General features: G+C 39.9%; 15 protein-coding genes. 10 read left to right on the top strand and 5 right to left on the bottom strand.

Annotated features, from left to right (window positions below; genetic code table 11):
- Positions 1 to 8: 8 nt before the first annotated feature.
- Together UB51_RS15425 and UB51_RS15420 are read right to left on the bottom strand one after the other, a co-directional pair.
- A complete protein-coding gene (locus UB51_RS15425; protein WP_044878062.1) occupies positions 9 to 860 on the bottom strand; it encodes a DegV family protein in 852 nt (283 codons plus the stop codon).
- Between the two features lie 17 nt (positions 861 to 877).
- Positions 878 to 1,330: a hypothetical protein gene (locus UB51_RS15420; protein WP_044878061.1), complete on the bottom strand. Its 453-nt coding sequence runs from the start codon at positions 1,328 to 1,330 to the stop codon at positions 878 to 880.
- 178 nt (positions 1,331 to 1,508) lie between these two features.
- On the opposite strand from UB51_RS15420, the gene UB51_RS15415 reads away from it, so the two are divergent.
- Positions 1,509 to 1,892, top strand: coding sequence for a DUF423 domain-containing protein (locus UB51_RS15415; RefSeq protein WP_044878060.1), 384 nt, complete (start codon positions 1,509 to 1,511; stop codon positions 1,890 to 1,892).
- A 101-nt stretch (positions 1,893 to 1,993) separates the two neighbouring features.
- Here UB51_RS15415 and UB51_RS15410 read toward each other — a convergent pair whose 3' ends face one another.
- On the bottom strand, positions 1,994 to 2,560 hold the full coding sequence (locus tag UB51_RS15410; protein WP_044878059.1) for a hypothetical protein: 567 nt from the start codon (positions 2,558 to 2,560) through the stop codon (positions 1,994 to 1,996).
- A 197-nt stretch (positions 2,561 to 2,757) separates the two neighbouring features.
- On the opposite strand from UB51_RS15410, the gene UB51_RS15405 reads away from it, so the two are divergent.
- A complete protein-coding gene (locus tag UB51_RS15405; protein WP_044878058.1) occupies positions 2,758 to 3,060 on the top strand; it encodes a YunC family protein in 303 nt (100 codons plus the stop codon).
- A gap of 148 nt (positions 3,061 to 3,208) precedes the next feature.
- Here UB51_RS15405 and mtnA read toward each other — a convergent pair whose 3' ends face one another.
- Both mtnA and mtnK read right to left on the bottom strand, forming a co-directional pair.
- Positions 3,209 to 4,303, bottom strand: a complete 1,095-nt coding sequence (gene mtnA, locus UB51_RS15400; RefSeq protein WP_044878057.1) for an S-methyl-5-thioribose-1-phosphate isomerase — start codon at positions 4,301 to 4,303, stop codon at positions 3,209 to 3,211.
- Positions 4,290 to 5,528: an S-methyl-5-thioribose kinase gene (gene mtnK, locus UB51_RS15395; RefSeq protein WP_044878056.1), complete on the bottom strand. Its 1,239-nt coding sequence runs from the start codon at positions 5,526 to 5,528 to the stop codon at positions 4,290 to 4,292. The genes mtnA and mtnK overlap by 14 nt, the downstream gene beginning before the upstream one ends.
- Positions 5,529 to 5,837: 309 nt before the next feature.
- On the opposite strand from mtnK, the gene UB51_RS15390 reads away from it, so the two are divergent.
- The 8 genes from UB51_RS15390 to UB51_RS15355 all read left to right on the top strand — a co-directional run bounded on the left by UB51_RS15390 (position 5,838) and on the right by UB51_RS15355 (position 15,608).
- Positions 5,838 to 6,302, top strand: a complete 465-nt coding sequence (locus UB51_RS15390; protein ID WP_044878055.1) for a Dps family protein — start codon at positions 5,838 to 5,840, stop codon at positions 6,300 to 6,302.
- A gap of 297 nt (positions 6,303 to 6,599) precedes the next feature.
- The gene (locus UB51_RS15385; RefSeq protein ID WP_044878054.1) at positions 6,600 to 7,586 is read left to right on the top strand and encodes a helix-turn-helix domain-containing protein; all 987 of its coding nucleotides are present in this window, start codon (positions 6,600 to 6,602) and stop codon (positions 7,584 to 7,586) included.
- 580 nt (positions 7,587 to 8,166) lie between these two features.
- The gene (sufC, locus tag UB51_RS15380; protein ID WP_044878053.1) at positions 8,167 to 8,949 is read left to right on the top strand and encodes a Fe-S cluster assembly ATPase SufC; all 783 of its coding nucleotides are present in this window, start codon (positions 8,167 to 8,169) and stop codon (positions 8,947 to 8,949) included.
- Positions 8,950 to 8,973: 24 nt separating this feature from the next.
- Positions 8,974 to 10,281 (top strand): Fe-S cluster assembly protein SufD, encoded by a 1,308-nt coding sequence (gene sufD / locus UB51_RS15375; protein ID WP_044878052.1) that lies wholly within the window; start codon positions 8,974 to 8,976, stop codon positions 10,279 to 10,281.
- Positions 10,278 to 11,498 carry a cysteine desulfurase gene (locus UB51_RS15370; protein WP_044878051.1) on the top strand — a complete coding sequence of 407 codons (1,221 nt, stop codon included), beginning with the start codon at positions 10,278 to 10,280 and terminating at the stop codon, positions 11,496 to 11,498. The genes sufD and UB51_RS15370 overlap by 4 nt, the downstream gene beginning before the upstream one ends.
- The gene (gene sufU / locus UB51_RS15365; protein WP_044878050.1) at positions 11,488 to 11,919 is read left to right on the top strand and encodes a Fe-S cluster assembly sulfur transfer protein SufU; all 432 of its coding nucleotides are present in this window, start codon (positions 11,488 to 11,490) and stop codon (positions 11,917 to 11,919) included. The genes UB51_RS15370 and sufU overlap by 11 nt, the downstream gene beginning before the upstream one ends.
- Positions 11,920 to 11,940: 21 nt before the next feature.
- Positions 11,941 to 13,338: a Fe-S cluster assembly protein SufB gene (gene sufB / locus UB51_RS15360; protein WP_044878049.1), complete on the top strand. Its 1,398-nt coding sequence runs from the start codon at positions 11,941 to 11,943 to the stop codon at positions 13,336 to 13,338.
- 554 nt (positions 13,339 to 13,892) lie between these two features.
- Positions 13,893 to 15,608, top strand: coding sequence for a methyl-accepting chemotaxis protein (locus UB51_RS15355; RefSeq protein ID WP_234405450.1), 1,716 nt, complete (start codon positions 13,893 to 13,895; stop codon positions 15,606 to 15,608).
- Positions 15,609 to 15,710: the final 102 nt, after the last annotated feature.

Below are 15,710 nucleotides of genomic sequence, written 5' to 3'. Positions count from 1 at the left end.
GCTAGCCATTATAAGGTCTTTTTGCTATACATAATCCCGATTGTATGCGGCCCACAGTGGCTAGAAATAACACAACCGGCTGTGGCCAGAGCGACTTCAGCACCCGTTTGTTGCTGTAAGGTAGATTGTAATATAAGAGCATCTTCCTCAGCAAGGGAATGAACGACAAAGATGAGACCAGAATCCATTTGATCCTTTTTCTCAAGTGCATTCAGAAGTAACTGTTCAACAGCTTTCTCACGTTTACCCCGTACTCTATTAGCAGGAATCATTAGACCCTTAGATACTTTAATAATGGGACGAATTTTTAATAGGCTTCCGATAAAATTTTGCACACCGGAACAACGCCCACCTTTGTGTAAATATTCAAGTGTATCAATGACAAACTCAGCCTCTATTGCAGGTCTCACAGCATGTAACAGACTCATAATTTCATCTAAATTGCTCCCTGAGTTTGCTGCATGGACCGCTTTCATAATTAATAATCCTATAGCAGAGGATAAGTTGAGTGAGTCAAATATGGAAATACTTCCTTCTGGAAATTCCTCAGCTGCAATTCGTGCATTCTGATAGGTTGAGGATAATTCAGAAGAGAGGCTGATATATAATACCTGATCTCCTTGGTCTATATAGGGTGTGAAGGCAGTTATGAAATCAGTTGGGGAGGGTGCGGCAGTCTTCGGGAGATTGCCTGTTTCGGATACTCTTTGGTAGAGTTGGGTCGGTGTAATATCGATTCCATCTCGCAGGGACTCATCTCCGAAAACGACATAGAGCGGAACGATGTCAATTTCATATTTATGTATCCAAGCACTAGGTAGATCACATGTACTGTCAGCAAATATTTTAATTTTTGGCATGATAACCCACCCTTATTTTATGTGATTGTTGTTGCGGAAATTATACTGATGACGAAGAAAGCGATAAGAACAACAAGAACGATACTATTCATGATTAAGCCTATAATAGCAAATACTTTCTTTCTGTTCTTTAGAGCTGCGCCAATGATACCTAATATGACACCAATGAGATTGCTGAGTAAGAATACAATAACAACGATGCCTAAAGTTCCTAGATTGGTAACCATCTCACGACTAGGGGAACCAATGAATCCGTTACCATTTGGTTCTAAATAAGGGCCAATTAGCGCACCAGCAATGGCTACAATTGCGATATACCCTAATAAGCTCACAAGGCTAATAATGAAGGAAGCTATTCCGGGTCCTGAATGCTTCAATTCAATCGGCGATTGAAAACTCATCGTGGAATTATAATGTTCGCTTTCTACAATAGTTTGTTGCTGTGAATCATGAGAATTATGTGAATCCATTATCGATCTCTCCTTATCCATATTCCAGTATAGTTAATACTCTTCCATATTTGGTTGCAAAAATCAAGGTTTGTGCATTTTATTATGTAGACATTTTGATGGCGCTAGCAAACACAAAGAGTATGAGGTAGTATGGAACAGAGGTTGTCAGATTAGTTTGGAAAGGGGATGGATTGTTGTGCAACGTACATTTATTCAATGGGGCACAGTGTTAATGGCTCTTTCAGTAGCCATAGGTGCTTTCGGAGCCCATTTATTGGAACCTAGAATTGGTAAGGATGCGCTAGAAGTTTATGAGACGGGTGTCCAATATCATATGATTCATGGACTTGCGTTAATTCTAGTAGGAATAACGGTGGGACAACGGGGCGAATCTAAGAAACTCAATGTTGCAGGTTGGATGTTCATCGTTGGGGTTATAGTGTTCTCAGGTAGCCTTTACATATTAAGTATTAGTGGAATTAAAGTGTTGGGTGCAATCACCCCATTGGGTGGCATTGCTTTCATTATTGGCTGGTTATATTTCATGTCAGATGTACTACGCCGAGGCAAAAGTAGCTAAATGAAATTAAAAGGAGGACCCTTGGGTCCTCTTTTTTGAAATATTGGAAAGTATAGCCGTTCTAATGTTTCATCGGTAAACGAAGTCGTTTATCCTTGATACTAGCGAGCATCGAATTCATCAATTTCATTTAACAGGAAGGAGTATACTTGTTTTTCATCTACATGATAAACATTAATCAATTGGTTTGTTTGATCATAGTTTAAAATACGACATGGAATACTCTTTTTTTGACCCTGTCGATTCGTTGTCATACGAACTAATCGATTACCTTTAATACATAGATTAATCCATTCTGTAGGATCATCATTATATAACGATGATCCTACAGTCGCTGGTGTCAATTTGGTTGTCTCTATTTGAGGTTTATCTTCTATAGGGATAGGCAATATAGGTACCCTTTTTTCGTTGTTGCCAAGCTTAGAAAAGGTGTTATTCTTAAGACTGTTTTTAGAAATCATCGATTTTTTCTTGTTTTGAATTAAACTTTCAATAATTTCTCCCAGCTCTATTCCAGACTTAACTCGAAAATCCAGTACTTGTTCATTCTTATTTATCATTTCCATTAATAATTGCAAGGCAAGTGCATTTGATTTTTCTTTAATTAGTATATCAACATTGAATAAGTATCCGCTATCTTCATCTTCATTTCCTATTTTAATATCCATAGTTCCCCCAGCTTATTAGTGAAATGTTCCAACAGCTCATAAACTATACCATTAAATTGGGATAAAAAATAGTCCTTTCGGCGTAGAACAGGCGTTTCTTTTACCTTTTCGACAAAATTTGCGAATGATCTTTCGCACCAATGCATATTGATCCGAATACTAATAATGTTGTGTAGGACATAGGGAGGTGCCATGCTATGATCAATGTTGTACCTATTGTTATTAATGACCAAACAATGGTCGGTGTTGAGGTGAAACTACCTAAGACAACTTTACTCACCATTAACACTTCAAAAGGCTATATTATGTGTGGTGCTTTAGATGTAAACCTATTGAATGAGAAGCTTGCTGATCGGCAGATTATTGCAGGTAGAGCTGTAGGCGTAAGAACTCTTCAAGATTTACTGGATGCACCACTTGAATCCGTTACCTTTGAGGCTGAGAAGTTGGGAATTCATACTGGAATGTTAGGTAAAGATGCATTACTGAGAATGTCATAGTTATATTCAAGACGAAATGGCTTCCCTGTCCTTAAAGGGACGGTAACCGTTTCTTGTAGAAATATAAGTAAAGTATAGTAAAAGCTTAAGCTTTCTTATATTTTGAAAAAGACCAACTCATCTAACGAATTGGTCTCTTTTTATTTTATTATGAAGTTTGAGTATCAGCGAATATGGCAGCTAAATTTTGTTTGAAGGGGGCTCTAATGATTCCCTTTTCAGTAATAATCGCAGTCACATATTCATTGGGAGTAACATCAAAGGCAGGATTATATACTTTAATTCCTTCGGGTGCTGTTCTTTTACCGAATCCTTCTGTTATTTCTTCTGCGGGTCTCTCTTCAATTGGAATATCATCACCGGTCTCTGTCAATAAATCTATCGTGGAGAGGGGGCAAGCGACGTAGAAAGGAATACCGTGAGCTTTAGCTAGTACAGCTACACTATAGGTACCGATTTTGTTAGCGACATCGCCATTGGCAGCTACACGATCCGTACCGACGATGACAGCTTCAATCCAGCCCTTTTTCATGATCATACCCGCCATGTTATCACAGATGAGTGTGACATCAATACCTGCTTGTTGAAGCTCAAAGGCTGTGAGTCGTGCCCCCTGAAGTACTGGGCGAGTCTCATCGGCATACACTTTCAAGTGAATCCCTTGTTCATGTGCAAGATACATAGGCGCAAGAGCTGTACCGTATTTAGCTGTAGCTAATCCACCGGCATTACAGTGTGTTAATACGCCCATACCATCGTGAAAGAGGGGAAGAGCATGCTCTCCAATAAGTCGACAGACTTCCTCATCCTCTATCTGTATAGCGTGAGCTTCGGATAGTAGCAACTCATTGAGCTTGATTATTCCATGTCCAGCGTGCACAAGAGAAGAGGCCTTGTCCTTCATACGATCAAGCGCCCAGAAGAGGTTTACTGCTGTAGGGCGTGAAGTAGCTAGATAACGACTAACTTCTATAATATCATCGAGCCAGTCTTTGACATCGATGTCAGTGTTGTTCTGTGCACCAAGAACAATACCATAGGCAGCTGCAATTCCGATTGCAGGAGCCCCTCTTACCTTCATGGTATGGATAGCATCCCATACCTCTTCGGCAGTATATAAATTTAACATAATAATAGAATCGGGTAGAAGACGCTGGTCTAGAAGTATTAAATGGTCTTTCTCCCACTGAAGAGACGATAGAGGTTGTTGTTGTTGTGAATTTACCTGATTATTTGAATTCATAGATAACTCCTTCTGTTGTGACTTGAGATGTGTTCTTAACGATTTCAATTAAGTCTTGAATAGAATTTATATTACGGTTACTAAGAACGAGTTGTTTACCGATAGACAATGCTTTACGTTGAGCCGTTTCACGTGCAATATCGTTACTGATGTTGTCAATATCGATTACATGGGATAGCCCCACAATGCGGCGAATGATTTTGCAACCTGCAAAGCCAACCGTATCTTTTAGAAGTTGAGCAACATATATATCTTGATAACCAGGCGTTGTGGCCATGATATCTTGTACATCTTTATTCCAAAGTGTGCGGAAATTAGATTCAAATGCATTCCAAGTGTTCTCTACCGTAAGTAGCAGGGAGGCTTGTTTCTCTTGGATAGTGAGTTCATCATTTATCCAACCGGGTTGTGCAACGTAGTTCAGTAGTAAATTAGCAATGATTGCACCGATATCAAATCCCATAGGACCATAATAGGCGAACTCTGGGTCAATGACCTTTGTAGACTTCTGAGTCACAAAGATACTACCTGTGTGCAAATCCCCGTGAAGCAATGCTTGGGTCTGGGTTAGAAACTTCTCACGAAGAAGAGCAACTTCAAGATGAAGAGCCTGGTGGTCGCGAAGGGCAAGTGCTTCGTCGGCTATATTGTCAGCATAATTATTGTTATCTGATTGTTGGTAGGGATCTTGAAAGATGAGGTCTTCCGTAATTTTGCACAGATCTGGGTTAATGAACTTTTTAACTTGTTCCTTCTTTTGTTGTGGGTTCATAGCAAGATCTGATGTATAAAATAATGTGTTGGCAAGGAATCTACCTATATGTTCTGCGAACAGTGGATAATTATTCCCTTCAAGTAGACCTTTGCGCATAATGGCGTGATCGCTAAGATCCTCCATTACTGTAATGGCCATGGATTCATCAAAGGCATAGACTTCAGGTACAAGGTCAGCGCATAGTTGAGACTGCATAAGAAGGGCCTCTCGTTCAATACGAGCACGATCCAGTGATAGCGGCCAAGATTCTCCTACGACTTTCGCATAAGGGAGGGCTTGTTTGACAATGATACTCTTATGGTTTTCTTGATCTGTAATGATAAACACTAAATTAAGATTCCCATCTCCAATTTCGGAACATTGAAGGTTTGAGTTATTGTCAAAGTAACCTGGTATAGTTCTGGCATAGGCCATAGCTTCATTAACAGTTAAAGGATGATAAGTGGACAAAAGAGTCACCTCCAGAATGAATGGTAGATCAAAAAAAACCTACTCAGTTACTTGGTAATTCAGTATAACGGAAAATAGGATGATTTTAAACTATTTTTATTGGGGGTGACCTGTTTCATATCCGTATATAGCGGGTAAATATTATTATAGAGATTGAGTAATTTTAGGAAGTACAGACTTTTGATTGTGAATAACAAGAAATATTAGTGTCTAAGAAAACTGCTTGTAGCTTGTCTTCCTAATTATTCTAACTACTTAGTTGTGGGCAAGGAAACATACTTATACTTTATGGAAAAGGAAGGGATTATAATGGCAAAAACAACATCAACTAAATCACAAAATGAGACATTGGAACAGGCACTGAATCAACAGGTTGCTAATTTTAACGTATTATATGTAAAGCTTCATAATTTTCATTGGTATGTTAAAGGTGAACAGTTCGTAACGTTACATGTGAAGTTTGAAGAGCTCTACAATGATGTAACTCTGAAGATGGATGAAATAGCTGAGCGTTTGTTGACTATCAAAGGTAATCCGACAGCAACCATGAAAGAATATCTTGAACTTGCAACTATTCAAGAAGCGCAAGGTAAAGAAGATGCTCGTAAAATGGTGCAAACTATCATTGAGGATTTCGCTACTGTTGCCGAGGAATTAGATGAAGGTATCACTCTTGCAGAAGATGCTAAAGATCATCCTACTTGCGACATGTTAATTACTATTAAAGGTGATCTTGAAAAACATATGTGGATGCTTCGCTCATTGTTAGGTTAAACATAAAAGTTCATTTCAATAATAAGAAGGTAGGCTTGGCTGATGAATGCGGCCAAGCCTTTTTTCTTTATAATATTAAGAACGTATAAGTTCTCAATATACTTTCTTATATTTCTACGAGAAATGGTTACCATCCCTTTAAGGACGGCGAGCCTTTTCGACAGAAGAGATTCCCTGGTTCGTCTGAAGTTTGAAACTCATTGATAACAATTCTCATTGGTGCTACGATAAAATCAGATTTATAAGGTTGTAATTTAGATGCAAATGAATTCAGGGATCAAATAGGAGGTGCTTTATATGGAGCAGATTATTCGATCGGATAATATACATGGATATTTTGACGGGCTTTCTGATTATCTAGCTGAGAGTGCAACAGAACAGGGGGGAGAACAACACCTTGTTCTTTCACCCCTTCTGGGAAAGGGGAGCATTTCCCGTCTGAAAATTAGACAAGGTATTGAAGTTGTCATTTCGGATATGATATTGGAAGAAGATTGGAATCAGTATATCTATGAAGATCGAGTTTTTGAGATCAATTATTGTTTTAGTGGCAACGCCGACTGTTATTACAAGGGGAACCATTTTTCAACTTCAGTACAACCCGGCAATGTATATTCTATAGAAGATAGCGAAATTTATTTGTTCAAGAAATCAAAACAGAGATATCAATGTCTGGAAATTAGGATGTCACCGGAACAGTTACTGAGCTACTTTGAGTCTGCGGACGATTACAGAAGCGTTGAGAACTGCTTAAAGAGTCAGATGGGGCGAATAAACCCTTTGGAGGATTCAATAATACTCAAACGAGCAGTAAACGAGATGGTACACTCGTCCTATAGGGGTTCATTAAAGAAATTGCATATGGAAAGTAAGATCATGGAAATTGTTTTGCTTGTTTTAGAAAAATATACGAGAGAAAATGATTCGTATACAGGGTTTTATATGAAAAAACAAGATATCGAAAAGCTTTATGCTGCCAAGGAAATCATTGTTGATAGGCTCGAAAATCCACTTTCCCTGAAAGAGCTGGCGCGAGCATCGGAATTAAACGAGTTCAAGTTAAAGAAAGGCTTTAAAGAGTTGTTTGGGATGACTGTTTTTGAACATGTTCGGGATCAACGACTTGAAAAGGGTGTATTCTTAATGCAAGTTGAACAATTGAATGTTGGTGAGGCAGCGGCGGCTGTAGGATATAGCAATCCAAGCAACTTTTCTGCGGCTTTTTTTAAAAAATATGGCTGTAATCCGATTCAATATTTAAAGTCAAAAAAACAGTATGTTTGATTTTGAAATTCAAGATATTTTCAAGATAAGTCGGATTAAAAAATGTACTAAAACGTCGTTCACTTTCGATAAAGGAGTAGAACGGCGATTCTTTATATTACGAAATCCCCATTTATCCCCTACGTTCACCTTACTGATTTATCTTTTCTTCGTACATGTAATTCTATCTTTTTATTCTATTTGTCTAACTTCCATTTGTCAGTCATGACACCAATATGGATAACATATCAAGTTTCAGGTGTTGTAAATTGAAATCAATAACGTTCTTAGCCGAAAAGAATCCGTTCACAGGTAGAAATTCTTCTTGTTACAATTGATAATCAATATCAAGGGGGTGGAATCAGCTTAATAAGGGTTCAGAGGATGATTATTCATTTTTGAATGCGAAAATTTCTTGTGAAAGTGGATAAGAATAAGTCAATTTAATAAAATAAGTGATAATCATTGAGAATCAAGACGAAGTAGTTTAGAATGAGTATAAACACAATTGAAATCGGGGGCATCGTCCCTGTTAATATATTTCCGGTTTCTACAAAATATCAAATATGGGTTAACATCTATATAACGGAGGGAAAAAAACATGGCAACAAATTTCGTCATTGAAGGTCTTAAAGCATCAATCGAGGGTAAAGAAATACTTAAGGGAATCAACCTTCAGATGAAGGGCGGAGAGGTTCATGCAGTTATGGGACCTAATGGTACAGGTAAAAGTACACTCGCTTCTGCGCTTATGGGACATCCTAAGTACGAAGTAACTGCAGGTTCAGTAACTCTTGATGGTGAAGACGTACTTGATATGGCTGTAGATGAGCGGGCACGCGCAGGTCTTTTCTTAGCGATGCAGTATCCAAGTGAAATTGCAGGGGTTACGAACTCAGACTTCCTTCGTAGTGCTATTAATGCACGCCGTGAAGAAGGTAGCGAAATTTCTTTGATGAAATTCATTCGTCAAATGGAATCCAAAATGAAAGAACTAGAAATGAATCCAGAATTTCTTCACCGTTATTTGAATGAAGGTTTCTCGGGTGGGGAAAAGAAACGTAACGAAATTCTACAAATGATGATGCTGGATCCGAAACTTGTCATTCTTGATGAGATTGATTCCGGCTTAGATATTGATGCATTGAGAATTGTAGCTAATGGTGTAAATGCAATGAGAAGTGAAGATCGTGGTTTCCTAGTGATTACACACTACCAACGCCTACTAAACTATATTAAGCCTGACTTTGTACACGTGATGATGCAAGGGGTTATTGTGAAATCAGGGGGTCCAGAATTGTCTGAACGTCTAGAAGCTGAAGGTTATGATTGGGTCAAAGAGGAACTTGGAATTGAAGATGAAACTGTAGGTCAAGAAGCGTAAATATAACGGGAGGAGGACAACGAAATGACAACACAAACCATTCTTCCGGTTGACGCCGAAAGCCTGAAAGTAATCTCCAAGCGCAATAACGAACCGGATTGGTTAGCAGAATTACGTTTAAAAGCATTGGAATTGGCGGCTCAGTTGGAATTACCTAAGCTTGAGAAGACAAGAATAGATCGATGGAATACGCAAGGATACGGAACTTATCAGGAAGCTACTGCGATTCAATCTTTGGATGAAGTTCCTACTTCAATTCAAGATCTAATTAAAGATCAGGAAGCGTCTGCTAGCCTTATTGTTCAGCGTAATTCAGGTGTGGTTTACACTAAACTGTCTCCTGAATTATCTTCACAGGGCGTTATCTTTACAGATCTTCACACCGCAGCTAGAGAACACGGAGATTTAGTGAAAACTTATCTACACAACGCGGTTAAGAGTGATGAGAATTCCGTTACAGCTCTACATGCAGCTCTTTGGAATGGTGGAGTTTTCCTCTATGTGCCTAAGAATGTAGAAGTAACCACTCCTCTTCAGGCTATATTCCTTACAGATGAAGCTCAAGCAACGTTTGCACCGCATATACTGATTGTGGCAGAGGCGAATAGTTCGGTCACTTATGTTGATAACTATGTGTCTGGTGAGCTTGATGGGGATATTCTTCATAATGGAGCTGCAGAAGTATTCATCAAATCTGGGGCTAAGGTTCGTTATGCATCTGTTCACCAAATGGGTGAGAATGTAACGGATTTAAGTTATCGCCGAGCTGTAGTTGAGAATGATGGCGCTATTGAGTGGATCGTTGGTGAAATGAATAGCGGAGACACTATGAGTAACACGAATTCAATTCTCAAAGGCAATGGTTCCACGACAGATGCTAAAGTCATTGCTGTCGGATCTGGTGCGCAGAAGCTAAACTATACGACACAAGCTCAGCATTTTGGTAAAAGTTCGCTTAGTCAGATGATTACTCGCGCTGTAATGCGTGAGAAAGCGACTGCCATCATTAACGGGATCACGAAGATTGAGAAAGGGGCTAGCAAATCCGATGGTCAGCAGACGGAAAAAGTATTGATGCTGAGTCCTAAAGCACGTGGAGATGCGAATCCAATTCTACTTATTGATGAAGATGATGTAACGGCAGGGCATGCTGCTTCTGTTGGACAAGTAAATCCTGAACAAATTTACTATCTTATGTCTCGAGGTATTTCACGTTCAGAGGCCGAAGCGCTAGTGATTTACGGATTCTTAGCTCCTGTGGTATCCCAAATTCCGTTGGAAGGATTGCAGATCCAACTTCAGTCACTAGTTGAAAGGAAGTTAGGACAATGAACAAACTAATCCGAGAGCAGTTCCCAATATTGCAGCAGGAGATCAATGGACATCCGTTAGTGTATTTGGACAGTGCGGCGACTTCTCAGAAGCCGCGTGCCGTTATTGAAGCACTGCAGCATTATTATGAATGGGATAATGCTAATGTGCATCGCGGTGTGCATACACTCGGTAGTCGTGCTACAGATGCATATGAAGGATCGCGCGAGAAAGTTGCCAAGTTCATTCATGCTCGTAGCACACAAGAGATTATTTTTACTCGTGGAACTACGACAGCTTTGAACATGGTAGCTTCTTCATATGCTCGAACTGTCTGCGGCGAAGGTGATGAGATTGTACTTACACCTATGGAACACCACAGTAATCTCATCCCGTGGCAGCAAGTAGCTAGAGCTACTGGTGCTACTTTGAAATATATAGCATTACAACCTGATGGATCAGTTGATTTGGCAGAAGTAGAGAAAGTGGTTACATCTCGTACGAAAATTGTAGCTATCGCATATGTCTCTAACGTGATGGGCGTCGTGAATCCTGTCAAACAAATCGCTGAAATTGCCCATCGGAATGGTGCAATTATCGTCGTGGATGGAGCACAAAGCTCACCTCACATGGCCGTGGATGTTCAAGATTTGGATTGTGATTTCTATGCCTTTTCTGGTCACAAAATGTGTGGACCGACTGGCATTGGGGTATTGTATGGTAAGAAGGCGTTACTCGAAACTATGGAACCTGTAGAATTTGGTGGAGAAATGATTGATGATGTTGGACTCTACGAATCAAATTGGAAGGAACTTCCATGTAAATTCGAAGGAGGAACTCCTATCATCGCTGGAGCTGTAGGTTTAGCAGCGGCGATTGATTTTCTTGAAGAAGTTGGCATGGACAATATTGAACGTCATGAGCATACGCTTGCTGCATATGCGACAGATCGTTTATCTGAGATTGAAGGTATTACCTTATATGGTCCACGTCATCGTGAAGTGGGACTTGTTACCTTCAATTTAGGAGAAGTGCATCCGCATGATGTAGCTACTGTACTAGATGCAAGTGGAATTGCTATCCGTGCTGGGCACCATTGCTGTCAACCACTAATGCGTTGGCTACAAGTAAGCTCTACTGCTCGTGCTAGCTTCTACCTCTACAATACGGAAGACGATGTTGACCGACTTGTTAGTGCCTTAATTCAGACAAAGGAGTACTTTGGCGATGCAACTTGATGATTTATACCGTCGTGTAATCATGGACCATTATAAAACGCCTCGAAATAAGGGAACTTTTGAAGAGGATGCAGTAACCATTAATTTAAATAATCCGACTTGCGGAGACAAAATAACACTTCAACTCAAACTTGAGGATGGAATCGTCCAAGATGCTAAATATTCTGGTGATGGGTGCTCGATCAGCATGTCTTCTGCATCCATGATGACTGATGCTGTGAAGGGTAAGACTATTGAAGAAGCTCAGGATTTAGCAACACGTTTCTCTGCCCTTATGAAGGGTGAAGATGTGCAATTCGATGAATATGAAGACATTGAAGCCTTATCTGGCGTGAACAAGTTTCCAGCACGCATTAAGTGTGCGACTCTAGCTTGGAATGCACTGCGGAAAGGTATAGATGATCAAGACCTGAACAAATAATGAAAGGGAGGCTGAAATCACATGGCTAAACAATTAGAAGAAGTAGAAGAGTATCAATATGGCTTTCGCGACGAGCATGAATCTGTATTTAAATCAGGTAAAGGTCTAACTCGTGAAATTGTGATGGAAATATCCAAAATTAAAAATGAACCAGAATGGATGCTTGATTTCCGTCTAAAAGCATTGGAGCAATTCTACAAGATGCCAATGCCTAAATGGGGCGGAAACATGGATGATTTGGATTTCAATGAAATCCAATATTTCGTTAGAGCTTCCGATAAGCAAGGAAAGACGTGGGAGGAAGTTCCTTCCGAAATTAAAGAAACATTCGACAAGTTAGGTATTCCAGAAGCGGAGCAAAAATTCCTTGCGGGTGTATCTGCACAATATGAATCAGAAGTGGTATACCACAGCATGCAGAAGGACCTTGAAGATCAAGGGGTTATCTTCATGGATATGGATACAGCGCTAAGAGAACATCCTGAAATTGTTAAAGAATATATTAGTACAATCATTCCGGTAGCTGACAATAAGTTCGCAGCATTGAATAGTGCTGTATGGTCAGGTGGTAGCTTCATCTACGTTCCAAAAGGTGTGAAATGTGAAGTGCCATTGCAGGCATACTTCCGTATTAACTCTGAGAATATGGGACAATTTGAGCGTACACTGATTATCGCTGATGAAGATAGCTTGGTACATTATGTAGAAGGATGTACAGCTCCAATCTATAGTACGAATTCCCTTCATAGTGCGGTGGTAGAAATTATTTGTAAAAAGAATGCACGCGTTCGTTATACAACGATCCAGAACTGGGCTCCTAATATTTATAACCTAGTGACTAAACGTGCAGTAGCTGAAGAGAATGCAACGATGGAATGGGTTGATGGTAACATCGGTTCCAAACTGACGATGAAATACCCAGCAGTTGTTCTTAAAGGACGCGGCGCTAAAGGTATGGTCCTTTCCATTGCTGTTGCAGGTAAAGGTCAGCACCAAGACGCAGGAGCTAAGATGATTCACTTGGCACCAGACACGACCTCTACGATCGTCTCGAAGTCGATCAGTAAGCACGGAGGTAAAGTAACTTATCGTGGTCTAGCGTCCTTCGGACGTCAAGCAGAGGGTGCGAAGTCGAACATTAAATGTGATACGCTGATTATGGATAATCAATCTACATCGGATACTATTCCATATAATGAGATCATGAATGATAACATCACACTTGAGCATGAAGCAACCGTATCCAAGGTATCAGAAGATCAATTGTTCTATCTGATGAGCCGTGGACTTACAGATGCCGAAGCAACTCAAATGATCGTTATGGGCTTTATCGAACCCTTCACGAAAGAACTTCCGATGGAATATGCAGTTGAAATGAACCGTCTTATCAAGCATGAGATGGAAGGTTCGATTGGCTAAAGCTTATCATCTTCATCAGTGATATTTAAATACGTGTTCGCAGTTACTTTGACGCTCTTATGTCCAAGTTGCTCGGACACGTATTTTTTGTACCCCTTTTTGATTATCCTTTACTGTAACGTCATCCAAGTCTGGTATGCGCTACCTACGAGATCGTTACGCAGTTCATTCAGGACCAGAATTAACAACAGATTGATGAAAGCTATTTACGACTTATGGCCCTATGAATATATCTATGCATTGCTAAAGGACCAATTGTAGTTGACTTGCTATTCAAGGCAAGTTTGTATTATAATCAATTCAGTGTCTAATGGGTGTGTATCATCTTTTAGATGTACGGCAATAACCTCGGTAATGTATACATATCGGAAATATGGATGTGAGTTATGAATGTCATCCAATTTACCGTTTTAGTAACGTTGCAATATTCAAGGGGGAATCAGGTGATCTAAGAATCCAAGTAAAATGGGGGCGTCTGCACATTCGCTATGAGACACCTGGTGAGAACTAGGTTTAATTTTTCCTTATCAAATATCTATAAAGGGGCATTCATCATGTCATTACACATCAGAACTATGAGATTAACAATCGGCAAAAAGCTAATGGGAGCATTTTTAATTATTGCTATCTTATTGGGAATTACAAGTGTTATATCAATTTCGTACCTTAAGGAAGTAGATCGATTAGATACTGACTTAATTGAAAGACGAGCGGTGATCTTATCAAATGTTCAAACCATGCAAGTAGAGGCTTCGAAACAAACTAGTGGATTACGTGGCTATCTCTTAATGAAAGACTCTGAATTTAAGAATATATTACAAACATCCAATAGTAACCTGACTACGTTAATCAGTAAGACCATGCCGTTGGTTCAAAATGAGGAAGAAGAAGAGAAGCTTAGAAAATTAGGAGAGCTCAATATACAGTTTAAACAAAAGTATGATCAATTGCTTCAATTGGTTCAGAATAGCCAAGATCCAAATCAAGCGATGGCTTTTTTTAAAAATGAAGTACTTCCTCTAGGAAGGCAACTAGATCCAATCGCAGGTGAAGTAGCTAATAGGCAGCTAAAATTAATGGATGAAGGGAGCAATAGAAATACTGAGATGGTTGATACTGCAATTAAGGTCGTTTCCATACTTAGTGTTTCTGCATTAGTACTAGCGATACTGATTGGTTTCTTCACCTCACGCATGATATCTACACCGATAGTAGTTTTGGAAAAAGCCGCCGAGAAGATAGCGTCAGGTGATCTATCTGTAGAAAGCATTCAAGTAAAAAATAAGGATGAAATTGGTGTTCTAGCGAACTCCTTTAATCACATGCAAGCTAATCTTCGCGAGTTAATAAATCAAGTTAGGATAAGCGCCGAACATGTAGCTACTTCTTCGGAGGAGTTGACAGCTAGCGCAGGACAGACGAGTGAGGCTTCCGAGACGATAACTTCTACCATTCAAGAGGTCGCCGTTAGCGCAGAGAGTCAATCAATTAGTCTAGAAGAAAGTGCACGAGCAATGAGTGAAATGGCAGTTGGAGTACAACAAATCGCTGCAAACGCACAAATAGCTTCTTCTGTGTCCATTCAAGCTGCTAAAAAAACAATGGAAGGAAACGAGGAAGTTCAATCGGTAGAGGAACAAATGGAGTTGATTCAAGATTCATTTAATCTACTCGCCGATGAAGTAAAAGAAATGGGTGAGTATTCAGGGCAGATAGGACAGATTATCCACGCAATTTCCGATATTGCAGCTCAAACAAACCTACTCGCTCTAAATGCAGCCATTGAAGCTGCGAGGGCTGGTGATCAGGGACGCGGATTTGCTGTCGTTGCGGGTGAGGTTCGTAAGTTAGCCGAACAATCATCTCAATCGGCTGAGCAAATTACCCAGTTAATTACGCATATCCGAAACGGTATCGAAAACACGATTCGATTGATGGAGAACGGGGTCAAAGAAATAAACGAAGGTATACGTGTTGTACATACTGCAGGAGGAACTTTCGGGGAGATTAAGGGATTTGTAGACCATGTAGCTAGTCAGGTCCAAGAGGTCTCAGCCTCCACCCAACAAATGTCTGCCAGCGTAGAACAAGTGGTTCAAACCTTTGATGAGCTTTCGGAGGGATCAAAAATGGTGGCTTCTGGATCTCAAAACGTATCGGCATCCACTGAAGAACAATTGGCCTCGATGGAGGAGATTTCCTCATCGTCAGACTCTCTATCAAAAATGTCTGAAGAACTGCATGCGTTAATTGGGAAGTTTAAAGTTTAAAGTTTCATTTAGCCCACGGGAAACCTTCTCGTGGGCTTTTTCTTACCTAAAATTGGTATAAGGGAAATATTGGTCCTGTATGGAAACAACATACAACTTGAT

The organism is Paenibacillus sp. IHBB 10380 (genome assembly GCF_000949425.1).
GTDB lineage: Bacteria > Bacillota > Bacilli > Paenibacillales > Paenibacillaceae > Paenibacillus_AQ.
Note: the sequence above shows the minus strand (reverse complement) of the source record. Positions and strands in the feature narration are given on the sequence as shown.